Below are 18,711 nucleotides of genomic sequence, written 5' to 3'. Positions count from 1 at the left end.
CCCTTTAGTCTACGAAATTAGAGCGTATAAAAAAAGCACCATTTCGATTAAAAATGGTGCTTTTCTAAAAATTACTTTTGTTCAGTAGGGTTCGTTGTGATTTGCCATTCAATGCTAAATTTATCTTTAAGTTGTCCGTATGCTGGGCTCCAGAACGTTTCTTGAAGTGGCATAATAACTTCTCCACCCTCTTGTAACTTTTCGAATACTTCTTTCGCTTTTTCTGCATTACTAATTTGAATTGCAATTGTTACTTGAGATCCGATTGCATGCCCTTGACCTGGGAATGTATCAGAAATCATAAGGTCCGTATTACCAACTTTTAAAGTAGCATGTAAAACGCGCTCTTTTGCTTCAGCTGGAATCGGGTATTCTGGATTTTCAGGCATGTCACCAAAAGTTTGCATGATTTCTACTTTTGCGTCTAACGCCTCTTTATAAAACTGTACAGCCTCTTGCCCACTACCATCTAAAACTAAGTACGGATTAATACCTAAAATCATACGGACACCTCTTTTTTAAGTTTATAAAAATCGAACTTGTGTTCGTTTTTTATATTATCATTGTTTGGCATTTCATTCAACTATTTCCTTCACTGTTTTCAAAATTATTTTGACGGAATCTCCATCTCTTGTTTTCTAAGTTCAATACGGCGAATTTTTCCGGAAATCGTTTTCGGTAGTTCATCTACAAATTCAATTTTGCGAGGGTATTTATATGGTGCAGTGAGTTCTTTGACGTGTTGTTGGAGTACTGGAATTAATGTTTCTTCATTCTTGTCTATATTCTCTCTTAATACGATAAATGCCTTCACGACACTTCCGCGAATTTCATCAGGGCTTGCGACAACCGCACACTCTCTTACGTAAGGGTGTTTTACAAGCGCATCTTCTACTTCAAACGGCCCAATTGTATAACCAGAGCTAATAATAATATCATCACCGCGCCCTTCAAACCAGAAATAGCCGTCTTCATCTTTCTTCGCTTTATCACCGGTAATATAATAATCACCGCGGAATTGCATCGCTGTGCGCTCATCGTCTTTATAATATTGTTTAAAGAGGGCTGGCGTTTCAATGTGAACTGCGATATCACCAACTTCTCCTACCTGTACCGGAATACCTTCTTCATCTACAATATCAACGTGGTTGCCTGGCGTTGGTTTTCCCATTGATCCCGGTCTAATATCCATCCCTTTCATTACACCAACAAGCAATGTATTTTCCGTTTGCCCGTAGCCGTCTCTTACTGTAATATTAAAGTGCTTTTGGAACGTTTCAATGACTTCTCTATTTAATGGCTCACCTGCGGATACAGCGCTATGTAACGCTTCTAAATTGTACTCACTTAAGTCTTCTACTTTTGCCATTAATCTATACTCAGTCGGCGTACAACAAAGCACATTCACCTTATTATCACCTAATAAGTTTAAATACGTTTTTGGTTCAAATTTACCGTTGTATACAAATCCTGTCGCTCCTGATCCGAGAGTTGCTAAAAACGGGCTCCAAATCCACTTTTGCCAACCTGGACTAGCCGTCGCCCATACAACATCATCCTCTTCAATTCCGAGCCAATTTGGAGCGCTCGTGCGCAAATGAGCGTATGCCCACGCATGCGTATGAACAACACCTTTTGGGTTTCCTGTCGTTCCTGACGTGTAAGATAAAAAGACCATATCTTCTTTATCAGTCTTCGCCATTTCTAACATGTCACTTTCTGTTTCTAACGCTGTTTTTAAATTAATCCATCCATCTACTGACTGCTCGCTCAGAACGAATTTTTGAAGAGATTCCATCGCTTCTATATCATCAAACTGCCCAATGTACGGCTCATAACTTACGATTGCTTTTACTTCCCCGTGCCCAATGCGATATTCTATATCCTTTTTGCGCAACATTTCCGAACTCGGAATTACGACAAATCCTGCTTTAATCGCAGCGATATACGTCATGTACGCTTCAATTAAGCGCGGCATCATAATGAGGAGCTTGTCCCCTTTTTGCAGACCACTCTTTATAAAAGCGTTTCCAATTTTATTCGCACCTTTCATAAGCTCAGCGTATGTAACTTCTCGTCTATTCCCTTTATCATCTTGCCAAATTAAGGCAAGCTTATCTTTATCACCTGTATATTTCTCTATTTCAGAAACTAAATTATAAGACGGTGGCGCCAACAATTCCTCTCTCTTCATACAATATCCTCCTCCATTTCTATGCCTCCCTTATATAATAAAGAATTTTCAGTTAATTTTGAACCCTCTTCTTTTGACAAATTTTTTATGTCTATGTCGAAATGAATGTATACCGATGCAAACAACAAAAAGAAAGAGCGGGAAAACCCGCTCTTTCTAAGCCATCTTATATGGGATTATTTTTGGTAACCACCTAATTGTTGCTCAGCTAGTGAAACTAGACGTTTAGTGATTTCACCACCAACAGAACCGTTAGCGCGAGCTGTTGCATCTGCTCCAAGTTGAACACCAAACTCTTGAGCGATTTCGTATTTCATTTGGTCTAATGCTGATTCAGCACCAGGAACCGCTAATTTATTTGTGCTACGTGACATGTTATATCACCTCCTTGTGAGTATAGAGTGTGATAAATAACATGACTTCATACACGTTTTAGATATGGTAATTTATGGTTTTAGAAAAGTTCTTCGAATTTGTCTTCTTCCGCCACTACTTCTACCGTTTGTAATACCATTGTTTCTTTGTTCGCTACAGCTTCATCGATTAATGGTGTGAAATCGTATTTCGCTTCAAAACGATTCGCTTTTTCACGCTTTGGCTTCGTCGATGGGCTTGCTGGTGTGAATACTGTACAGCAATCTTCGTACGGACGAATTGAAATATCATATGTGCCGATTTCTTCAGCGATTTTAATAATTTCTAATTTATCCATCGTAATAAGTGGACGAATAACCGGATAGTTTGTTACCTCGTTGATTGTATGCATACTATCTAACGTTTGGCTTGCTACTTGTCCAAGACTTTCACCAGTCGTAATTGCAAGTGCATTACGCTCCTCTGCGATACGCTCTGTAATACGCATCATCATACGGCGCATAACTGTCATTGAATAGCTAGATGGAATTTCTTTATTAATCGTTTTTTGCACTTCTGTAAATGGAACAAGGTGAAGCGTTACACGTTTACAGTACTTCGTTAACTCTTGTGCTAAATCGATTACTTTTTGTTTTGCACGCTCGCTTGTGAAAGGTGGGCTATGGAAATGAACTGCTTCCACAGACACGCCGCGTTTCATCGTTAAGTACGTTGCTACTGGGCTATCGATACCACCAGAAAGAAGTACCATTACTTTTCCGCCAACACCAACTGGTAAACCACCAGCTCCCATATGCTCACCACACATAATATAGCTGTAACCACTGCGAATTTCTATACGTACATTCACATCTGGATTATGAACATCTACTGTGATATCCTCTGTATTTTCTAAAATGTGTCCACCGATTTCTGGAAGTAACTCCATCGTCTTCATTGGGAAGCGCTTATCAGAACGGTGCACTGTAATTTTAAAAGTTTTCACATCATCTTTTACTTGTAAGAAAGCTGCTAATGCACCCTTTTTAATATCTTCTAATTCTGATGGTACTTTCATCGCTAAGTTAAACTTATGAATACCGAATACATCTTTCAATCTTTCAGAAATTGCTTCATGGTCTTCGCCATTTAATTGAATGTACATACGGTCATGCGTTGCATCGATTTTAATATTTGGGAACTTTTTCAGCTTGAACTTTACGTTATCTTTCAATGTGCTTACAAATTTAGAGCGGTTCTTACCTTTAGTCGTCATCTCTCCATAACGAACTAAAATATATTCATATGTCATCATGTTCCTTTACCTCATCACTTCATATAATTTTGGCATCGTCTCTTTCACAATACCTTCAAATTGTTTTACTTCTTCCATCGTGTTTTCTGGTGCCAAACTAATACGAATAGCACTTGCAGCAGCGGCATGGGGTACTCCCATTGACACTAACACTCTGCTCACTTCATTTGCTTTTGAAGAACAAGCAGACTTCGTCGATACATATACACCGTGCTCTTCTAAAGCATGAACGACCACTTCTGGTTTTAAACCAACAAATGACACATTTAAAATGTGCGGTGCTGCATATGCAAGCGACGTATTAATCGTTACATCTTCCATCTCTTTCAAGAAACGGACAAGCTCTGTTTGTAAATTTTGCAAATGAGCTATCTTTTCTTTCACTTGTTCCATTGTCATGCGAAGTGCTTTCACCATCGCTACAATGCCAGGTAAGTTTTCTGTACCAGAGCGATACTTAAGCTCTTGTTGACCACCTGATAAAATTGGATCTAATCTTACGCCATCACGTACATAAAGAAGACCCGTTCCTTTTACACTGTGGAATTTATGTCCAGATATTGAGCAAAGATCAATATGAGAAGCATATAAATCAAGCGGTACTTTTCCTATCCCTTGTACATGGTCCACATGGAATCTTATTTTCGGATAGTTCGATAATAACGTTCCAATTTCAGCAACAGGCTGAATTGCTCCAGTCTCGTTGTTCACGTGAATAATTGACACAAGAATCGTATCTTCACGAAGTGCTCGTTTTACATCCTCTACCGATACAACACCATGCTCATTAACCGGTAAATATGTTACATCAAAACCGAGATCTTCTAATTGTTTATATGCTTCAAACACAGACGCGTGTTCAATATTTGTTGTAATAATATGTTTACCGCGCGAACGATTCCTCATCGCTATTCCTTTAATCGCAAGGTTATTCCCTTCCGTTCCACCTGATGTGAAAATAATCTCAGAAGGTTTAACGTGAAGAAGCTGCGCTGCAATCGTTCTTGATTGTGTTAATAGACGCTCTGCCTCTCCTCCAAGCGAATGAATAGAAGAAGGGTTTCCAAAATATTTTCCAGCAACCGTTACGTACGATTGAAGGGCTTCTGGATATGGCTTCGTCGTCGCACTATTATCAAAATAGATCATCGTTCTTCCCCTTTCAGCGCTATCACATCATATAATCATATCACAAATACGTGTAATTACGCTAAGACTACTCAAAGGTTCCATTTTATCCCGATTGTGAAGGCCGATAATTAGCGAGGATGACCCTACTGACTACAGTTTCACTATATTTTAAAACGAATAACCTTACTGTATTCCGCTATTCATTATAGCAACATCGTCCCCAAAATTACACAAAAAAACAAACCCTTATGAAAGGGTTTGTTCATTGTCTACATATTCAGCTATTTTTTGAACAACGCCAGGTTCAAGTTGCTCTAGTACAGAAGCCGCTTGTTCTAAAGCTGCATCGTATTGATATTCACGGAATAATTTCTCCGCATAATTTAAGCTCTCTGCAAGGTTCTCATCATGACTGCGGTAACGATTACCGTATTGAATTAATTTTTCAACTAAATACGCTTGTCCAATTAACTCTTCTGTCATTTCAGCTACACCATTAACAGTTGTGTACGCTTCTTCTAAACTGCTATTTACAGCATTCATATTTAACGGTTTCACTTCTAACTGTTCATATACAGCTTGCATTGCCATTTGTCCTCTTTGTAAATCTTCCATAATGCTTTCTGGAAGACCTGGCAAATTCGACTTTTGCATAAAACGTTTCGTTTCAAAAATGATATTTCGCATTTCTTGTAACTTCTCACGTGCTTCAAATTCTTCTTTACGCATCGTTTGCAGCATTTCTTTATATTCTGCATGAAGTACTTTTAACGTTTCACATTGCTCATAAACCTCTTCTAGTTCCTCACGAATAATAGAGAAGGCTATATCTTGTTCCGCAACTCGTAATCGCAGCATTTCAAAACGTTTCGTTAAAATATGCATTTGCTTTTCAATTACTTTTTGAGACTCAATGTCCTTATCTTGTAGCTGATAACTTTGTTTCACAAGTTGTGTTTCTGCTTTTGTTTCAATCGTTTCAGTACGAATTTCTTCTAAGTCTTCATAAACAGAAAGTGTTTTTTGCTCCACATAATGTCTCGCATGTACTTCTTGTTCCAGTTGATCATAGAAGCCATCTAAACGCGTTTTTAAGTTTTCTACTTTTTCAGCGGCTTCTGTTATATGAAGCTCCTGTATATCCATTAAACATGTGTGTAGTTGTGTCGTCATATCACGAACTTCTTTAGGGACTTCCAAATACTCTAATACATAACCTTGTCTTACCATATCATTATGTCCTTGTAATAAATCTTCCAGCTGAACTGGTAACGTCGCTTGACACTCTACCAATAAATCCGGAATTTGATGAATAATGATTTCTAAGCTTGCCAAACCTTCTTCTAAACTAATAACAATTTCTCTCGCTTTTAAATAGTCACCATTATCTGTTGCCTCTTCAAAGCTTTTAAACTTATTAGATTCAGCATCTAGCATCTCTTCGATTTTCTGCTCTGCTGCTCCATACATATGTCTATGAGCAAGAACACTCTTCTTCATACTACGATATGTATCACGTAACTCTTCAATTTCCGAGCTATTTTTTTCATGGCTTTCTAACAATTGCTGTAATTCATTTAAAATATCTGTAATACGATTATCAGCGTCATCTAAACCACTTATGGATTCATTCATCGCATGCTTTGCTTTTCGGAAGGAGAATTGCGAGGCGAATTTTCGCGCTTGCGCTAAATCTTTGTCTGCTTTCGGAAGGGTTGTTGATACAATCTCATCCCATTCTTCACGCCATTTACCAAACAGTTCTTCTGTTTGACCCGTCATGTTTAAATCTTTCACCCGTTTTAGTTCATCTGCCACAGGTTTATCTTTTATCTCTTGTTTCCACTGCTCCAGTGCTTCAATATCTTTATATGAACGATTTCTTATCACAAGCTCTATCATGAGCAGCACTAGAATAGAGCTTACTACAATGATAACGATCGTCAGGATAGAATCCATGCAAAAAAGCCTCCTAGTTATATCTCTTTTTTTGTCCGTTCCGTTTATGAAATGGAAGGCATTATGTATAAAAAGGGAATCCCCTATATTTAACAACTAACAATGTACTAATCATACCATGTAATGGCTTGTTTTTGACCTAGTTTTTTTTAAAATTTCATGTTTCTTTCAATGCAATTGTAATCTTTCTCAATCTTCTGTTTGGATTAGCTTCCATCATCAAATGATTGCAATAACGGGTTCTCTTCCATATGGGATACGAAATAAATTTTGCGTGCAAGTGGTGGTTCAATAGAAATCGCATGCACATTCCCTTGCTTTACCGCTTGCTTTACTGACATTTCTGGAAGTAACGTAATACCAAGTCCAGCTCCGACCATCGCAAGCATCGGTTCTGCATAAGAAGTTTCAAATGCAATGATTGGTTTCGCACCTATCCCCTGAAACATATTCGTAATCATTTTCCTTACATCACAGATTTCTGGGTATACGATTAACTTTTCATTTTGCAAATCTTCCATTCGGATAACTGTTTTCTCTTTATAAAGATGATCATTTGAAACGACACAAACAATTTTTTCTTCTCGCATTTCTTTTATACACGTAGCGCCTTCTACTACTGAATCGACGAACATCGCTTCAATCTTCCGTTCTTTAAAGAGTCCCATTAGTACTTTCGTATGCTCAATTTTCCATTCTACTTCGAGTTCTTCACCTAATACATCTTTACATTTTGATATGTAATGAGCTGCTAAACTTGGCAATATACCTATAGAAATTTTCCGCTTCTCTTGAAAAGTCTTCATTTCGGTTTTCACTTCATATATGTGTTTCAAAATCGGTAACATTCTTGTTATAAATAACTCTCCAGCTTCTGTTAATTCCACTCCTTGCGCGGAACGCTTCAGTAAAGTAACCTCTAAATCCGCTTCTAATCTTTGAATTTGCTTACTAAGCGCGGGTTGAGAAATATGTAGAAGCTTACTCGCCTTCGATAAACTTCGCGTATTCTTTACTTCAAGAAACGATCGTACTGCCTCCAAATCCATCGTACACACCTCTAACAAAAAGTTATAACTGTCATAAAAAATCGATATTTCCTTCCATAAACAATTACTCTTTATACTTATTTCATCAACTTACTATAACGAAATGTAAAGGGGAAAGATACTCTTGGACAAAAAACAAATGCTACTCGGATCCCTCCTATGCTTACTTGCCGTAACGGCTTGGGGATTTATGTTTCCTGTCATGGCAAATGCCCTGCAGTTTATTGATCCGTTCTTCTTCACAACTATCCGATACGGATCAGCAGCTATTATTTTTCTTATTTTGCTATTCATTACTGAAGGAAAAACTTCACTCCGCTTAGAGAAAAGAACACTTTCGTTATTCTTTTACGGAACAGTCGGTTTCGCTGGATATGGTTTTCTCATTTTTTACGGCCAACAACTTGCCGGGCCTTCTGGGGCCATTCATGCTGCGATGATTCAGTCTCTTATGCCACTCATCGCTTTATTATTGCAGTGGATAACAAAAAACAAACGCCCACAAAACTACACATTCCTTTGTATGTTCGTTGCATTGCTCGGTGTTATGCTCGTCATTTCAAAAGGAAATATTCACTTATTATTTGGAGCTGCCAGTCACCTCTCAACAAATATACTTATGCTATGCGGCGTTACTTGCTGGGTCATTTACACGAACGGTGGTGCTCGTTTTCAATCTTGGTCACCACTTCGATATACGACGTTAACTTGTTTATTCGGCTCCATTTCACTCATCGTTATCGTCACTTTCTTCACGTACACAAACATCGTTACTATGCCGTCACTTCGTACCATTATGAGCGTTCGTTTTGAACTCTTGTATATGTCGATTGTTGCAGGTGTTATCGCTGTATTTTGCTGGAACACAGGAAATCGCTATATTTCATCTATTAACGGCATATTATTTATGAATTTAGTTCCTGTACTTGCACTTATCGGTTCCATCTTTCGAGGTTATACAGTCGACAAAATTGAAATTTCCGGAGCCTCATTAACAATTATTGCGCTATTATGCAACAATGCATGGCAAAGGAAAGAAAGCACAAAAATCCCCACCTCAGTTCGTTAGGTGGGGATTTTTCACATATGAACAGCTCTTGGCAATTCATAGTACATATTCGTTATACATAATGTTTGCTCCATCCATTGTTCAATTTCTTTCGTGTACATTTCTATGAAAAATGTCTCAGACGGAAATGAATGCAGCACTTCTGATATATATTGTGGATATAAAAACGGCATATTCATCATGCCTTTTAATTGCGTCATAAACATTGTAAAAGATACCTTTTTAAACTCTTGCTTCATTTGTCCCTGTCTAATCATTTGCTCTATATAATATCTTTCTTTAGAAAAGTAAATGGTCATCACTTCGCGAATTAATGTCGTATCAAGTGAAAGCTCTCGGTAGAAGAAACGTGTCAGTTCCCTATTTTCAAATTGATATCGTAAAATCTCGCGCACCATTTGCACCATCACATCTTTAGCCGACAAATATTCTCTCTGTTCGAACGACATTTCAATCACATGAATATATCCTTCTAAAAAGTCAGTAATAAGCTGTTCTAATAAACCTTGCTTTCCAGCAAAATAATATGAAATATTCGCTACATTCACATCCGCTCGCTTTGCAATTTCTCGCACCGACGTTCCATCATAACCTTTCGTGTTAAACAACGATATTGCCGCATCAATTACTTTTTGTTTCGTCTGTTTCATGCGCTCACTTCCTCTCACTGAACAGCTATAGTTTAAATTTCTTGACTTTTAAGACAAATTCCTTTAATTTTCTATCGACAAAGTCATGTGAAATACATCGTATTTTGCTAATATTTTACACATCTCGATAAAAAGGGAGTTGTTTCCATGTTTACAAAAGAAAGTTATGCAGGTTCTCGTGAAGAGCAATACGAGACAGTAATTAAACAACTGGATGCATTATTAACTGGCGAACCGAACGTAGTCGCAAACTTATCAAATGCGTCCGCATTATTAAATCAATTTTTAGATCGTGTGAATTGGGTTGGCTTTTATGTAACAGACGGAAATCAGCTTGTTCTTGGACCTTTCCAAGGAATGCCTGCTTGCGTGCGCATTCCATTTGGACGAGGCGTTTGCGGCGTTGTAGCTGAAACAAAAACGACGCAGCTTGTAGCAGACGTTCACCAATTCCCAGGACATATCGCTTGCGACAGTGCTTCTAATTCAGAAATCGTCGTACCGATCGTGAAAGAAGGAACTATCATCGGTGTACTTGATATTGATAGCCCTGAAAAAAATCGTTTTGATGAAGTAGATCAGCGCTATTTAGAAAAGTTTGTGGAAACACTCCTAAAACATATTTAAAAAAGAAAAGAGTGAGTTATCGATTGCGTACATCACGTACGAAACCGATAGCTCACTCTTTTTTATTGATTACTAACAGTAGATACTTTCTTTAGTGCCTGTTCTAAATCAGAAACGATATCTTCCCATGATTCTAAACCGACAGATAAACGTATTAAATTATCGTAAATACCCATTTCTTGTCTTAGCTCAGCTGGAATCGCAGCGTGTGTCATCGTTGCTGGGTGCTGAATTAACGTTTCTGTATCCCCTAAACTTACGGCAATTGTAATAAAGTGAAGGTCATTGATAAACGCTTGCGTCTCTTCTTTTCCGCCTTTAATTGAAAAAGAAATCACACCACCTCCCCGTTTCATTTGGCGAGATGCTAACTCCCCTTCTGGATACCAAACACCTTCTACCGCATCATGATTTTTCAGAAACGATACAATTTTTTCTGCATTATCACAATGACGGTCCATCCTTACCGCTAACGTCTTTAATCCACGTAACAATAACCACGCATCAAACGGCGCCATAATGCCGCCGATATCTTTACGCATCGGGCGAATTTTTTCAGCTAATGCTTTCGTTTTACAAATCGTTACACCCGCCACAACATCGCCATGACCACCAATATATTTTGTCGCACTATGAACAACCGCATCACAACCAAGCTCAAGCGGTCTTTGTAAATACGGTGAACAAAACGTATTATCGACAACAACAAGTAAGCCATTTCGCTTCGCAACCCGAATAACTTGTTTTAAATCGATTAATTTCATCGTTGGATTAATCGGTGTTTCAACGAAAATAACCTTTGTATTTGGACGGATTTTATTTTCGACATCATCCTCTGTCTCCATATCACAAAACGAATGCGTAATCATAAATTTCTCTTCTAACACTTCTAAAAGACCGTACGTGCACCCGTATAATCCATTTGAACAAATAATATGATCTCCAGCTTTTAAAAAGCCAATTAACGTTGCTGAAATAGCTGCCATTCCTGATCCGAAAGCAAGTGCTTCTTCTCCTCCTTCTAACACCGCCATACGTTCTTCAAATAATTTTACAGTTGGATTTCCAAGTCTTGAGTAAATATAAGACGGATCCACTCCCGCAAAACTCGCCTCTCCTTGCTGCGCAGTCTCAAATGTAAATGTAGACGTTTGAAATAACGGTGGTGTTAAACTTCCTTTATGTTCCTCAGATGTATACCCGTGATGAATTAACGCTGTCTCCATATGCTTCTTTTTCATAAAAACATCCCCTTTTATGTTTTTATTCCCGCATATTCATCAACAAAAAATTAATGAACATTTTTTACTATATTTTATGTAAGCGTTTCATTTGTGTTTCTATCACTTCTTTTATATCGTTTTAAATTCCTTCTTGTTCATTTCCAAAATTTATATGCATAAAACAAAAACGTACTTGCTTGACGAAACTCTGAGTAAAAGATATAATAGCGTTTGTGTAAAATAAAAAGGCAGCCTTGTAATGTGAGTTTATCGTTTGTATTTTGTTCCTCTACGGAGGTGTATCTCGTAACTCCCTGCTGCTGGAGCGAAGGTACATGAAAACAAAATGCCCGTAAATATCGATTACGTCTGTTTTTATTTTACGTAAATAAAAACATTTTTAAAGGAGGAGTCAACTATGGCTCGTTATACAGGTCCAGCTTGGAAACTGTCTCGTCGTCTTGGAATCTCTCTAAGCGGCACAGGAAAAGAATTAGAAAAACGCCCTTACGCACCAGGTCCTCACGGTCCTAACCAACGTAAGAAACTTTCAGAATACGGTTTACAATTACAAGAGAAACAAAAACTTCGTCACATGTACGGCATGACTGAGCGTCAATTCCGTCGCACATTTGACCAAGCAGGTAAAATGCCTGGTAAGCACGGCGAAAACTTCATGATCCTTCTTGAAGCTCGTCTTGACAACCTAGTTTACCGTATGGGCTTAGCTCGCACTCGTCGTGCAGCTCGCCAATTAGTAAACCACGGCCACATCACAGTTGATGGATCTCGCGTAGATATCCCATCTTACCGTGTAAAACCTGGTCAAACAATCAGCGTTCGCGAAAAATCTAACAGCCTTGTTGTTGTTAAAGAAGCGATCGAAGTTAACAACTTCGTACCAGAATACTTAACTTTCGATGCTGATAAATTAGAAGCTACTTACACTCGTCACGCTGAGCGTTCTGAGTTAGCAGCTGAAATCAACGAAGCATTAATCGTAGAGTTCTACTCTCGTTAATGACAAAAAGCCAATCCTCTGGATTGGCTTTTTTCGTTTATATATAAAATAAAATTATTTATTTTCCTCTTGTTGAACGTATACATAAGCATCTTTCTGCTCTTTATGTACATCCACCTTCGAATTCTCTGCAAGCTGACCCGCGTTTAGCAAAGAAAAAATAATGAGCGCTTCTAGTGACATTTTGTTTTACCACTCCTTTCTAGTTGTTATACATTTATCATACCGCTTACATGTGATTTCCGTATGAACTCGAAAAGGAGATTACAACAAAAAGGTTACAGGAATACGAATGCACGCTATAATAACCATAAAATAGGGGGTTGATTCATTTTGACAATAAATCAAATGGTTCAATTAGGTAGTGCATGTATGCTGTTTATTACTTCCGCACTTATTAATTGGTATCAGGGAAGTAATTTAATAGATGATCCTGATGAATGGAAATATAGCGCTAAGTTTACAAATTACTTTAAAGGCACCGTTTCAAGTTACGAAGATATTTTTCAAATCGATTTCTTTATATATGCAGCAAAATTTTATCCAACAGCATTTATTGTTATGCTCATTAGCTTACTTTATATGATCGTATTAATTCTTCATATTCTATTTACAAGAACTCGTGAGGTAATCTAAATTTATACATAAAAACCCCGAATCATAAACTTTTCAGCCTACAATTCGGGGTACTATTTGTTTTATATTCGTTTCTGATTAGTAACGAATTAAGAAATATTTCTTTTTACCGCGGCGAATGATTGTGAATTTACCTTCGATGCGGTCGTTTTCTGTTACAACGTAGTCTAATGCTTGTGTACGTTCACCGTTTACGTAGATTGCGCCGTTCGTTACATCTTCACGTGCTTGACGTTTTGATGGAGAGATTTTGCTTTCTACAAGTAAGTCGATTAATACTGTATCTTCTGCAGTACGTTCTACAGATGGTACGTCTTTGAATCCTTGCTCGATTTCGCTTGCAGTCAATTCTGCTACAGAACCGCTGAATAATGCAGCTGAAATTTTAATCGCTTGCTCTAATGCTTCTTCGCCGTGAACAAGTTTTGTCATTTCAGCACCTAATGCTTTTTGTGCTGCACGTTTTTCTGGTGCTTCAGCTACTTGCTTTTCAAGCTCAAGAATTTCTTCATGAGATAAGAATGTGAAGTATTTTAAGTATTTAACAACGTCGCGGTCATCTGTGTTAATCCAGAATTGGTAGAACTCGTAAGGAGTTGTTTTCTCTGGGTCTAACCAAATTGCGCCGCCTTCTGTTTTACCAAACTTCGTACCGTCAGATTTTGTAACAAGTGGAATTGTTAAACCGAACGCTTTCGCATCTTCTTCTGATTTACGGATTAATTCAAGACCAGCTGTAATGTTACCCCATTGGTCACTACCACCGATTTGCAAGCGGCAATTATGGTTTTGGTATAAGTTTAAGAAGTCGTATGATTGTAAAATCATATAACTAAACTCAGTGAATGAAATACCAGTATCTAAACGAGATGCTACTGTATCTTTTGCTAACATATAGTTTAAACCGAAGTTTTTACCGATATCGCGTAAGAATGAAATTACATCTAAGTTACCAAGCCAGTCATAGTTGTTAGCCATTGTTGCTGGGTTGTCCACGTTTTCAAACTCTAAGAAGTTTGAAAGTTGGTTTTTAATGCTTTCTGTGTAGTAAGCAACTGTATCTTTCGTATTTAATGTACGTTCTGCTTTTTTACCACTTGGGTCACCGATCATACCAGTACCACCGCCAACAAGTGCGATTGGTTGGTGACCAGCTAATTGGAAGCGACGTAACATTAATACTGGTAACATATGACCGATGTGTAAGCTATCCGCTGTCGGATCGAAACCACAGTATAATTTAACGCTTTCTTTTTCTAATAATTGCTCAAGTCCCTCAGCGTCTGTTTGCTGATTAATTAGACCGCGAAATTCAAGATCTTGTAAAATACCCATATCCTACATACTCTCCTTTAAGTTCATTACTGGCGTGAAGGTTGAAAACATAAAAAAATCGCCCCTTCAAATAAGGGACGATTTTGATTATCGCGTTACCACCCTAGTTGCAGGCAAAAAAAAGCCTACCACCTTATTTACATAACGGCTTAGCACCGTCTTTTCCCTTTTGAATACAATTCAATCGAAAAAAGATGCTCTAGGGGCGTAATTCGCGATCATCTATGTGCTGATTTTCACCGGCCATCAGCTCTCTAAAACAGGGAAATGATCACTACTTCTCCCTTTCCACGCTCAATTATTCATATACTTTTCTTTATACCATCATTTATATAGGCGTGTCAAATAGAGGTCGAGTTTCTCTTCTTGCTAATCCTTTACAACGTCGCAAAGAGTATCGTAATAAGAGAAAGAATTGGAACTCCAACTAATAACGATACATGAAACACAACAGATAAATCATTCCCAATCGTCGCCTCCACAGGATCTTTCGCTGGAGAACCAAGAAATCCGATTAATCGATCGAAGCGACTTACCGTTTTTGGAAAATCTGGTATTTCTACATAATCACTATCTAAATGCTGCTTTAATTTATATTCACTTTTAAAGGGATTTTCGCTCAATTTCATCCACCTCCAGCAATTGTTTCAATTTCTTTATCCCGTTATGGAGTCTCGATTTCACTGTTCCAATCGGAATGTTTAATATCTCCGCAATCTCTTTTTGCTGCATATCATGATAATAAGAAAGAATAAGGACAGCTCGCTGTTCTTCAGGAACTTTCAAAATCGCTTCTCTTACTGTGAGCCGATCTTCATGAGAAAATTCTTTTTCCTGGATCGGCACTAAAAACGGCAAAAGCGTACGCCACTTTTTTCTTCTATTTAATTTATTAATCATAAGACGATAACCAATTTGAAATAAATACGTTTTTATTTTGCCTTTTTCAAGTTCATACATATGTTTCTTACGCTCTAACGTCAAAAACGTATCTTGCACAAGATCGATACTTAATTGTTCATCTCGATTAAATCGATACAAAAATGTGTATAGCGCTGGTTTGATTAAAACATATAGTTTTTCCCCAGCCTGCTTATCTCCACTTTGATACGCAAGCATGAGCTCCTCCTCAATCCCAATCTGCGCCATGATTTTTGATCTCCTTTATTCCTTTTAACGTTAATGAAATACGGGAAATTAAATATGCACTTGCAACAATAATCCATACTTGTGATTGATTTGTAAAAAATTGAACATACGGGTTTTGTATTGTATGACCGGTTGAAACTAAAATATTTAATGCTTGCACACATATGCATGCATACACTGCAAGACAAGCCGAAATCGTATCAAATACATTCCAGCGAAAATAAACTTTTGTTTTTGTAAAATCAATTTTATATCCATTTTTCCGTACTATATGTTTTCTATCAAACGGAATAATGATGGAAAACATAATAATCATCATGACCCCAGCGGTAATCATTGATACTTTAAATCCGATTGGCATTGGTAATAGCAACCCACAAGAAAATACGACTATAATTCCAATTAAAGCAAAAGCAAGAAGTAATTTATTAGACATAAAAAAGCCTCCCTCATCTATTCTTTCATAAATGTATACAGACGAGGAAGGCACTTCGTTCAAATATTATTTTATTTTTTTAATAATCTTCGCAGGATTTCCGCCAACTACTACATTGTCCGGCACATCTTTCGTTACAACAGCGCCAGATGCAATCACCGCATTATCTCCAATTGTTACACCAGGATTAATAATCGCTCTTCCGCCAATCCATACGTTATCACCAATTGTAACTGGTTTTCCGTATTCTGATCCGCTTATGCGCTCTACTGGATCAAGCGGGTGTGTTGCTGTATAAATGTGAACTCCTGGAGCTAACATACAGTTCACTCCGATTGTCACCGGGCATACGTCTAAAATGGTACAGTCAAAGTTCGCGTAAAAATTTTCGCCAACGTGAATGTTATAGCCATAATCACATCTAAAAGAAGATTCAAGATGAATGTTATCTCCAGTCGTTCCGAATAGTTCTTTTACGATTTCGCTACGCTCTTTTAATTGTACTTCTGGCGTTTCATTTAATTTTCTCGTTAATATACGAGCTTGCTCCCTCTCTTGAACTAAAACTGGATCAGCTGGTATGTACATTTCTCCTAGTATCATCTTTTCTTTTTCTGTTTTCATTTTATTACCCCTTTAACTTATATATATAAGTTTATAATAACATAAAAAAAGGTCTGAACGTTATTTCGTTCAGACCTTCCTCTCTTAATCTTCCATCGTTGATAAGTCACCTGTTGGTAAGTTTAATTCCCACGCTTTTAATACGCGGCGCATAATTTTACCACTTCTCGTTTTCGGTAATTTATCTCTAAATTCAATTTGTCTTGGCGCTGCATGAGCTGCTAGGCCTTTCTTTACAAATTGACGAATCTCTTCTTTTAATTCATCAGATGGTTCGTATCCTGCTCGAAGCGCGATAAATGCTTTAATGATTTCTCCGCGCACTGGATCAGGAATACCAATTACACCAGCCTCTGCAACAGCAGCATGCTCGATTAATTTGCTTTCTACTTCAAACGGACCAACTCGCTCACCTGACGTCATAATTACATCATCAATACGCCCTTGGAACCAGAAGTATCCATCTTCATCCATATAAGCAGAGTCACCTGATACGTACCAATCTCCCGGCATAAAGTAAGATTCATACTTTTGCTGGTTATTCCAGATTCCACGCATCATCGCTGGCCAACCTTTACCAATTGCTAAGTTACCCATTGTGTATGGAGGAACTTCATTTCCTTCATTATCAACAATCGCTGCTTTCACACCTGGAATTGGTTTACCCATTGAACCTGGACGGATTTCCATACAAGGGTAGTTACAAATAACTTGCCCACCTGTTTCTGTCATCCACCACGTATCATGAATACGAAGTCCAAATGCGTTCATACCCCAGCGAATTACTTCTGGATTTAACGGTTCACCAACGCTTAATACGTGACGAACTTGTGATAAATCATATTTTTTAATTGCGTCTTGTCCAGCTCCCATTAACATACGGAATGCTGTTGGTGCACTATACCAAACTGTTACACCGTAATCTTGCAGTGCTTCATACCACGCTTCTGGGCTAAAGCGTCCACCTAAAATAACATTGGATGCTCCAACTAACCACGGTGCGAAAATACCGTAAGCCGTTCCAGTTACCCAGCCTGGGTCAGCTGTACACCAATATACATCATCTTCTTTTAAATCTAATACCCATTTCGCCGTTTGATAGTGCTGAACCATTGCGTTCTGCGCATGAAGAACACCTTTTGGTTTACCAGTAGAACCAGATGTGTAATGTAGAATCAAACCGTCTTCACGGCCTAACCATTCGATATGTAATTCTTTTGAAGCTTGTTCAAATAAAGGATTAAACGCTACCGTTTTACCGCCTTCTTCTACATTATCTCCAACAAGGAAGACTGTTTTTAAAGCAGGTAAATCATTTAATGGTACGCGCTCTAACAATTCAGGAGTTGTAATTAACACCTTCGCTTCGCTATCTTCTAAACGATCGCGAACTGCGCCTTCCATAAATGCTTCAAATAGCGGACCAACGATTGCTCCTAATTTCACTGCACCTAAAAGTGCAAAATATAATTCTGGAGAACGCGGCATAAAAATAAAAACGCGATCGCCTTTTTCTACATCGCCATAATTTTTCAGGACGTTTCCTGCTTTATTAGAAAAATCCTTCATTTCCTTAAATGTATATTTCTCTTTTCGCGATCCATCTTGATAATAAAGGGCTACTTTATTTTTACGATCGGATTTCGCATGCTTATCAATTGCCTCATACGCCATATTTACTCGGCCTGTTTCATTCCAAGTAAAGTTTTTATTAACCTCTTCCCAGTTAAAATTCGCGTATGCCTCATCATAATTCGGCAAATTATTTTCTCCTTTAATGACAGGAAGCGTTTCTACTTTCATACTTTACATCCCCCTCCTATGTATTCTATTATCTATTATAATGATATTATTTAAAATTTTCAGTATATTTGTTGATTTTTAGACAAATTTTTAATGACAAATTTCGATTCACATCGCATATATTATAAAGTACGAT

Annotated in this window: 20 protein-coding genes and 1 other annotated feature; of the genes, 4 read left to right on the top strand and 16 right to left on the bottom strand. The window is 37.8% G+C overall.

Going from position 1 to position 18,711, the window contains the following annotated elements; translation table 11 throughout:
• Positions 1-71: 71 nt before the first annotated feature.
• The 7 genes from DT250_RS22970 to DT250_RS22940 form a co-directional block, all read right to left on the bottom strand.
• Positions 72-503, bottom strand: a complete 432-nt coding sequence (locus DT250_RS22970; protein WP_048544430.1) for a VOC family protein — start codon at positions 501-503, stop codon at positions 72-74.
• Positions 504-607: 104 nt separating this feature from the next.
• A complete protein-coding gene (gene mbcS / locus DT250_RS22965; protein ID WP_087985410.1) occupies positions 608-2,194 on the bottom strand; it encodes an acyl-CoA synthetase MbcS in 1,587 nt (528 codons plus the stop codon).
• A 176-nt stretch (positions 2,195-2,370) separates the two neighbouring features.
• Positions 2,371-2,568, bottom strand: a complete 198-nt coding sequence (locus DT250_RS22960; RefSeq protein WP_000091640.1) for an alpha/beta-type small acid-soluble spore protein — start codon at positions 2,566-2,568, stop codon at positions 2,371-2,373.
• Between the two features lie 80 nt (positions 2,569-2,648).
• Positions 2,649-3,863: a tRNA uracil 4-sulfurtransferase ThiI gene (gene thiI, locus DT250_RS22955; RefSeq protein ID WP_060486566.1), complete on the bottom strand. Its 1,215-nt coding sequence runs from the start codon at positions 3,861-3,863 to the stop codon at positions 2,649-2,651.
• A 6-nt stretch (positions 3,864-3,869) separates the two neighbouring features.
• The gene (locus DT250_RS22950; RefSeq protein WP_064460176.1) at positions 3,870-5,012 is read right to left on the bottom strand and encodes a cysteine desulfurase family protein; all 1,143 of its coding nucleotides are present in this window, start codon (positions 5,010-5,012) and stop codon (positions 3,870-3,872) included.
• 228 nt (positions 5,013-5,240) lie between these two features.
• Positions 5,241-6,953: a septation ring formation regulator EzrA gene (ezrA, locus tag DT250_RS22945; RefSeq protein WP_060486568.1), complete on the bottom strand. Its 1,713-nt coding sequence runs from the start codon at positions 6,951-6,953 to the stop codon at positions 5,241-5,243.
• Between the two features lie 206 nt (positions 6,954-7,159).
• Complete coding sequence (locus DT250_RS22940; RefSeq protein WP_097908107.1) at positions 7,160-8,002, bottom strand: LysR family transcriptional regulator; 843 nt, start codon at positions 8,000-8,002, stop codon at positions 7,160-7,162.
• A gap of 124 nt (positions 8,003-8,126) precedes the next feature.
• On the opposite strand from DT250_RS22940, the gene DT250_RS22935 reads away from it, so the two are divergent.
• Positions 8,127-9,071, top strand: a complete 945-nt coding sequence (locus DT250_RS22935; RefSeq protein WP_088064572.1) for a DMT family transporter — start codon at positions 8,127-8,129, stop codon at positions 9,069-9,071.
• A gap of 11 nt (positions 9,072-9,082) precedes the next feature.
• Here the strand turns inward: DT250_RS22935 and refZ are convergent, their stop codons facing one another.
• Positions 9,083-9,721: a forespore capture DNA-binding protein RefZ gene (refZ, locus tag DT250_RS22930; RefSeq protein WP_087985414.1), complete on the bottom strand. Its 639-nt coding sequence runs from the start codon at positions 9,719-9,721 to the stop codon at positions 9,083-9,085.
• A gap of 147 nt (positions 9,722-9,868) precedes the next feature.
• On the opposite strand from refZ, the gene DT250_RS22925 reads away from it, so the two are divergent.
• Entirely contained in the window at positions 9,869-10,348 is a 480-nt protein-coding gene (locus DT250_RS22925; protein WP_149213743.1) for a GAF domain-containing protein, read from the top strand.
• A 62-nt stretch (positions 10,349-10,410) separates the two neighbouring features.
• On the opposite strand, the gene megL is transcribed toward DT250_RS22925, so the two are convergent.
• On the bottom strand, positions 10,411-11,589 hold the full coding sequence (gene megL / locus DT250_RS22920; protein ID WP_149213742.1) for a methionine gamma-lyase: 1,179 nt from the start codon (positions 11,587-11,589) through the stop codon (positions 10,411-10,413).
• A 400-nt stretch (positions 11,590-11,989) separates the two neighbouring features.
• Here megL and rpsD point away from each other — a divergent pair, with 400 nt between their 5' ends.
• Complete coding sequence (rpsD, locus tag DT250_RS22915) at positions 11,990-12,592, top strand: 30S ribosomal protein S4 (RefSeq protein ID WP_000135322.1); 603 nt, start codon at positions 11,990-11,992, stop codon at positions 12,590-12,592.
• A 54-nt stretch (positions 12,593-12,646) separates the two neighbouring features.
• Here the strand turns inward: rpsD and DT250_RS22910 are convergent, their stop codons facing one another.
• Positions 12,647-12,775: a transporter gene (locus DT250_RS22910; RefSeq protein ID WP_087985417.1), complete on the bottom strand. Its 129-nt coding sequence runs from the start codon at positions 12,773-12,775 to the stop codon at positions 12,647-12,649.
• Between the two features lie 150 nt (positions 12,776-12,925).
• Between DT250_RS22910 and DT250_RS22905 the strand changes: the two genes are divergently transcribed.
• The gene (locus DT250_RS22905) at positions 12,926-13,228 is read left to right on the top strand and encodes a YjdJ family protein (RefSeq protein WP_149213741.1); all 303 of its coding nucleotides are present in this window, start codon (positions 12,926-12,928) and stop codon (positions 13,226-13,228) included.
• Positions 13,229-13,306: 78 nt separating this feature from the next.
• Here the strand turns inward: DT250_RS22905 and tyrS are convergent, their stop codons facing one another.
• From tyrS to acsA, 6 genes are all read right to left on the bottom strand, one after another.
• Positions 13,307-14,563 carry a tyrosine--tRNA ligase gene (gene tyrS, locus DT250_RS22900; RefSeq protein ID WP_046956195.1) on the bottom strand — a complete coding sequence of 419 codons (1,257 nt, stop codon included), beginning with the start codon at positions 14,561-14,563 and terminating at the stop codon, positions 13,307-13,309.
• A 70-nt stretch (positions 14,564-14,633) separates the two neighbouring features.
• Positions 14,634-14,863, bottom strand: a binding site (T-box leader).
• Between the two features lie 77 nt (positions 14,864-14,940).
• Positions 14,941-15,186, bottom strand: coding sequence for a hypothetical protein (locus DT250_RS22895; RefSeq protein WP_088064575.1), 246 nt, complete (start codon positions 15,184-15,186; stop codon positions 14,941-14,943).
• A complete protein-coding gene (locus DT250_RS22890; RefSeq protein ID WP_000057187.1) occupies positions 15,167-15,712 on the bottom strand; it encodes an RNA polymerase sigma factor in 546 nt (181 codons plus the stop codon). The genes DT250_RS22895 and DT250_RS22890 overlap by 20 nt, the downstream gene beginning before the upstream one ends.
• Positions 15,693-16,148, bottom strand: a complete 456-nt coding sequence (locus DT250_RS22885; protein ID WP_087985420.1) for a hypothetical protein — start codon at positions 16,146-16,148, stop codon at positions 15,693-15,695. The genes DT250_RS22890 and DT250_RS22885 overlap by 20 nt, the downstream gene beginning before the upstream one ends.
• 66 nt (positions 16,149-16,214) lie before the next feature.
• A complete protein-coding gene (locus tag DT250_RS22880; RefSeq protein ID WP_000845594.1) occupies positions 16,215-16,772 on the bottom strand; it encodes a maltose acetyltransferase domain-containing protein in 558 nt (185 codons plus the stop codon).
• Between the two features lie 84 nt (positions 16,773-16,856).
• On the bottom strand, positions 16,857-18,575 hold the full coding sequence (gene acsA / locus DT250_RS22875) for an acetate--CoA ligase (RefSeq protein ID WP_046956190.1): 1,719 nt from the start codon (positions 18,573-18,575) through the stop codon (positions 16,857-16,859).
• Positions 18,576-18,711 lie beyond the last annotated feature (136 nt).

Origin of the sequence: Bacillus sp. AR2-1, from assembly GCF_008368755.1 — a bacterium.
GTDB lineage: Bacteria > Bacillota > Bacilli > Bacillales > Bacillaceae_G > Bacillus_A > Bacillus_A wiedmannii.
The sequence above is the reverse complement of the archived record's forward strand: the minus strand, read 5'-3'. Positions and strand labels throughout refer to the sequence as shown.

Bases quoted from the DNA above. Each gene is read 5' to 3' on its own strand.
- DT250_RS22970 (WP_048544430.1), bottom strand. From the start codon at position 503: ATGATTTTAGGTATTAATCCGTACTTAGTTTTAGATGGTAGTGGGCAA.
- acsA (WP_046956190.1), bottom strand. From the start codon at position 18,575: ATGAAAGTAGAAACGCTTCCTGTCATTAAAGGAGAAAATAATTTGCCG.
- refZ (WP_087985414.1), bottom strand. From the start codon at position 9,721: ATGAAACAGACGAAACAAAAAGTAATTGATGCGGCAATATCGTTGTTT.
- DT250_RS22885 (WP_087985420.1), bottom strand. From the start codon at position 16,148: ATGTCTAATAAATTACTTCTTGCTTTTGCTTTAATTGGAATTATAGTC.
- DT250_RS22950 (WP_064460176.1), bottom strand. From the start codon at position 5,012: ATGATCTATTTTGATAATAGTGCGACGACGAAGCCATATCCAGAAGCC.
- megL (WP_149213742.1), bottom strand. From the start codon at position 11,589: ATGAAAAAGAAGCATATGGAGACAGCGTTAATTCATCACGGGTATACA.
- DT250_RS22890 (WP_000057187.1), bottom strand. From the start codon at position 15,712: ATGGCGCAGATTGGGATTGAGGAGGAGCTCATGCTTGCGTATCAAAGT.
- thiI (WP_060486566.1), bottom strand. From the start codon at position 3,863: ATGATGACATATGAATATATTTTAGTTCGTTATGGAGAGATGACGACT.
- rpsD (WP_000135322.1), top strand. From the start codon at position 11,990: ATGGCTCGTTATACAGGTCCAGCTTGGAAACTGTCTCGTCGTCTTGGA.
- tyrS (WP_046956195.1), bottom strand. From the start codon at position 14,563: ATGGGTATTTTACAAGATCTTGAATTTCGCGGTCTAATTAATCAGCAA.
- DT250_RS22880 (WP_000845594.1), bottom strand. From the start codon at position 16,772: ATGAAAACAGAAAAAGAAAAGATGATACTAGGAGAAATGTACATACCA.
- mbcS (WP_087985410.1), bottom strand. From the start codon at position 2,194: ATGAAGAGAGAGGAATTGTTGGCGCCACCGTCTTATAATTTAGTTTCT.
- DT250_RS22960 (WP_000091640.1), bottom strand. From the start codon at position 2,568: ATGTCACGTAGCACAAATAAATTAGCGGTTCCTGGTGCTGAATCAGCA.
- ezrA (WP_060486568.1), bottom strand. From the start codon at position 6,953: ATGGATTCTATCCTGACGATCGTTATCATTGTAGTAAGCTCTATTCTA.
- DT250_RS22940 (WP_097908107.1), bottom strand. From the start codon at position 8,002: ATGGATTTGGAGGCAGTACGATCGTTTCTTGAAGTAAAGAATACGCGA.
- DT250_RS22925 (WP_149213743.1), top strand. From the start codon at position 9,869: ATGTTTACAAAAGAAAGTTATGCAGGTTCTCGTGAAGAGCAATACGAG.
- DT250_RS22910 (WP_087985417.1), bottom strand. From the start codon at position 12,775: ATGTCACTAGAAGCGCTCATTATTTTTTCTTTGCTAAACGCGGGTCAG.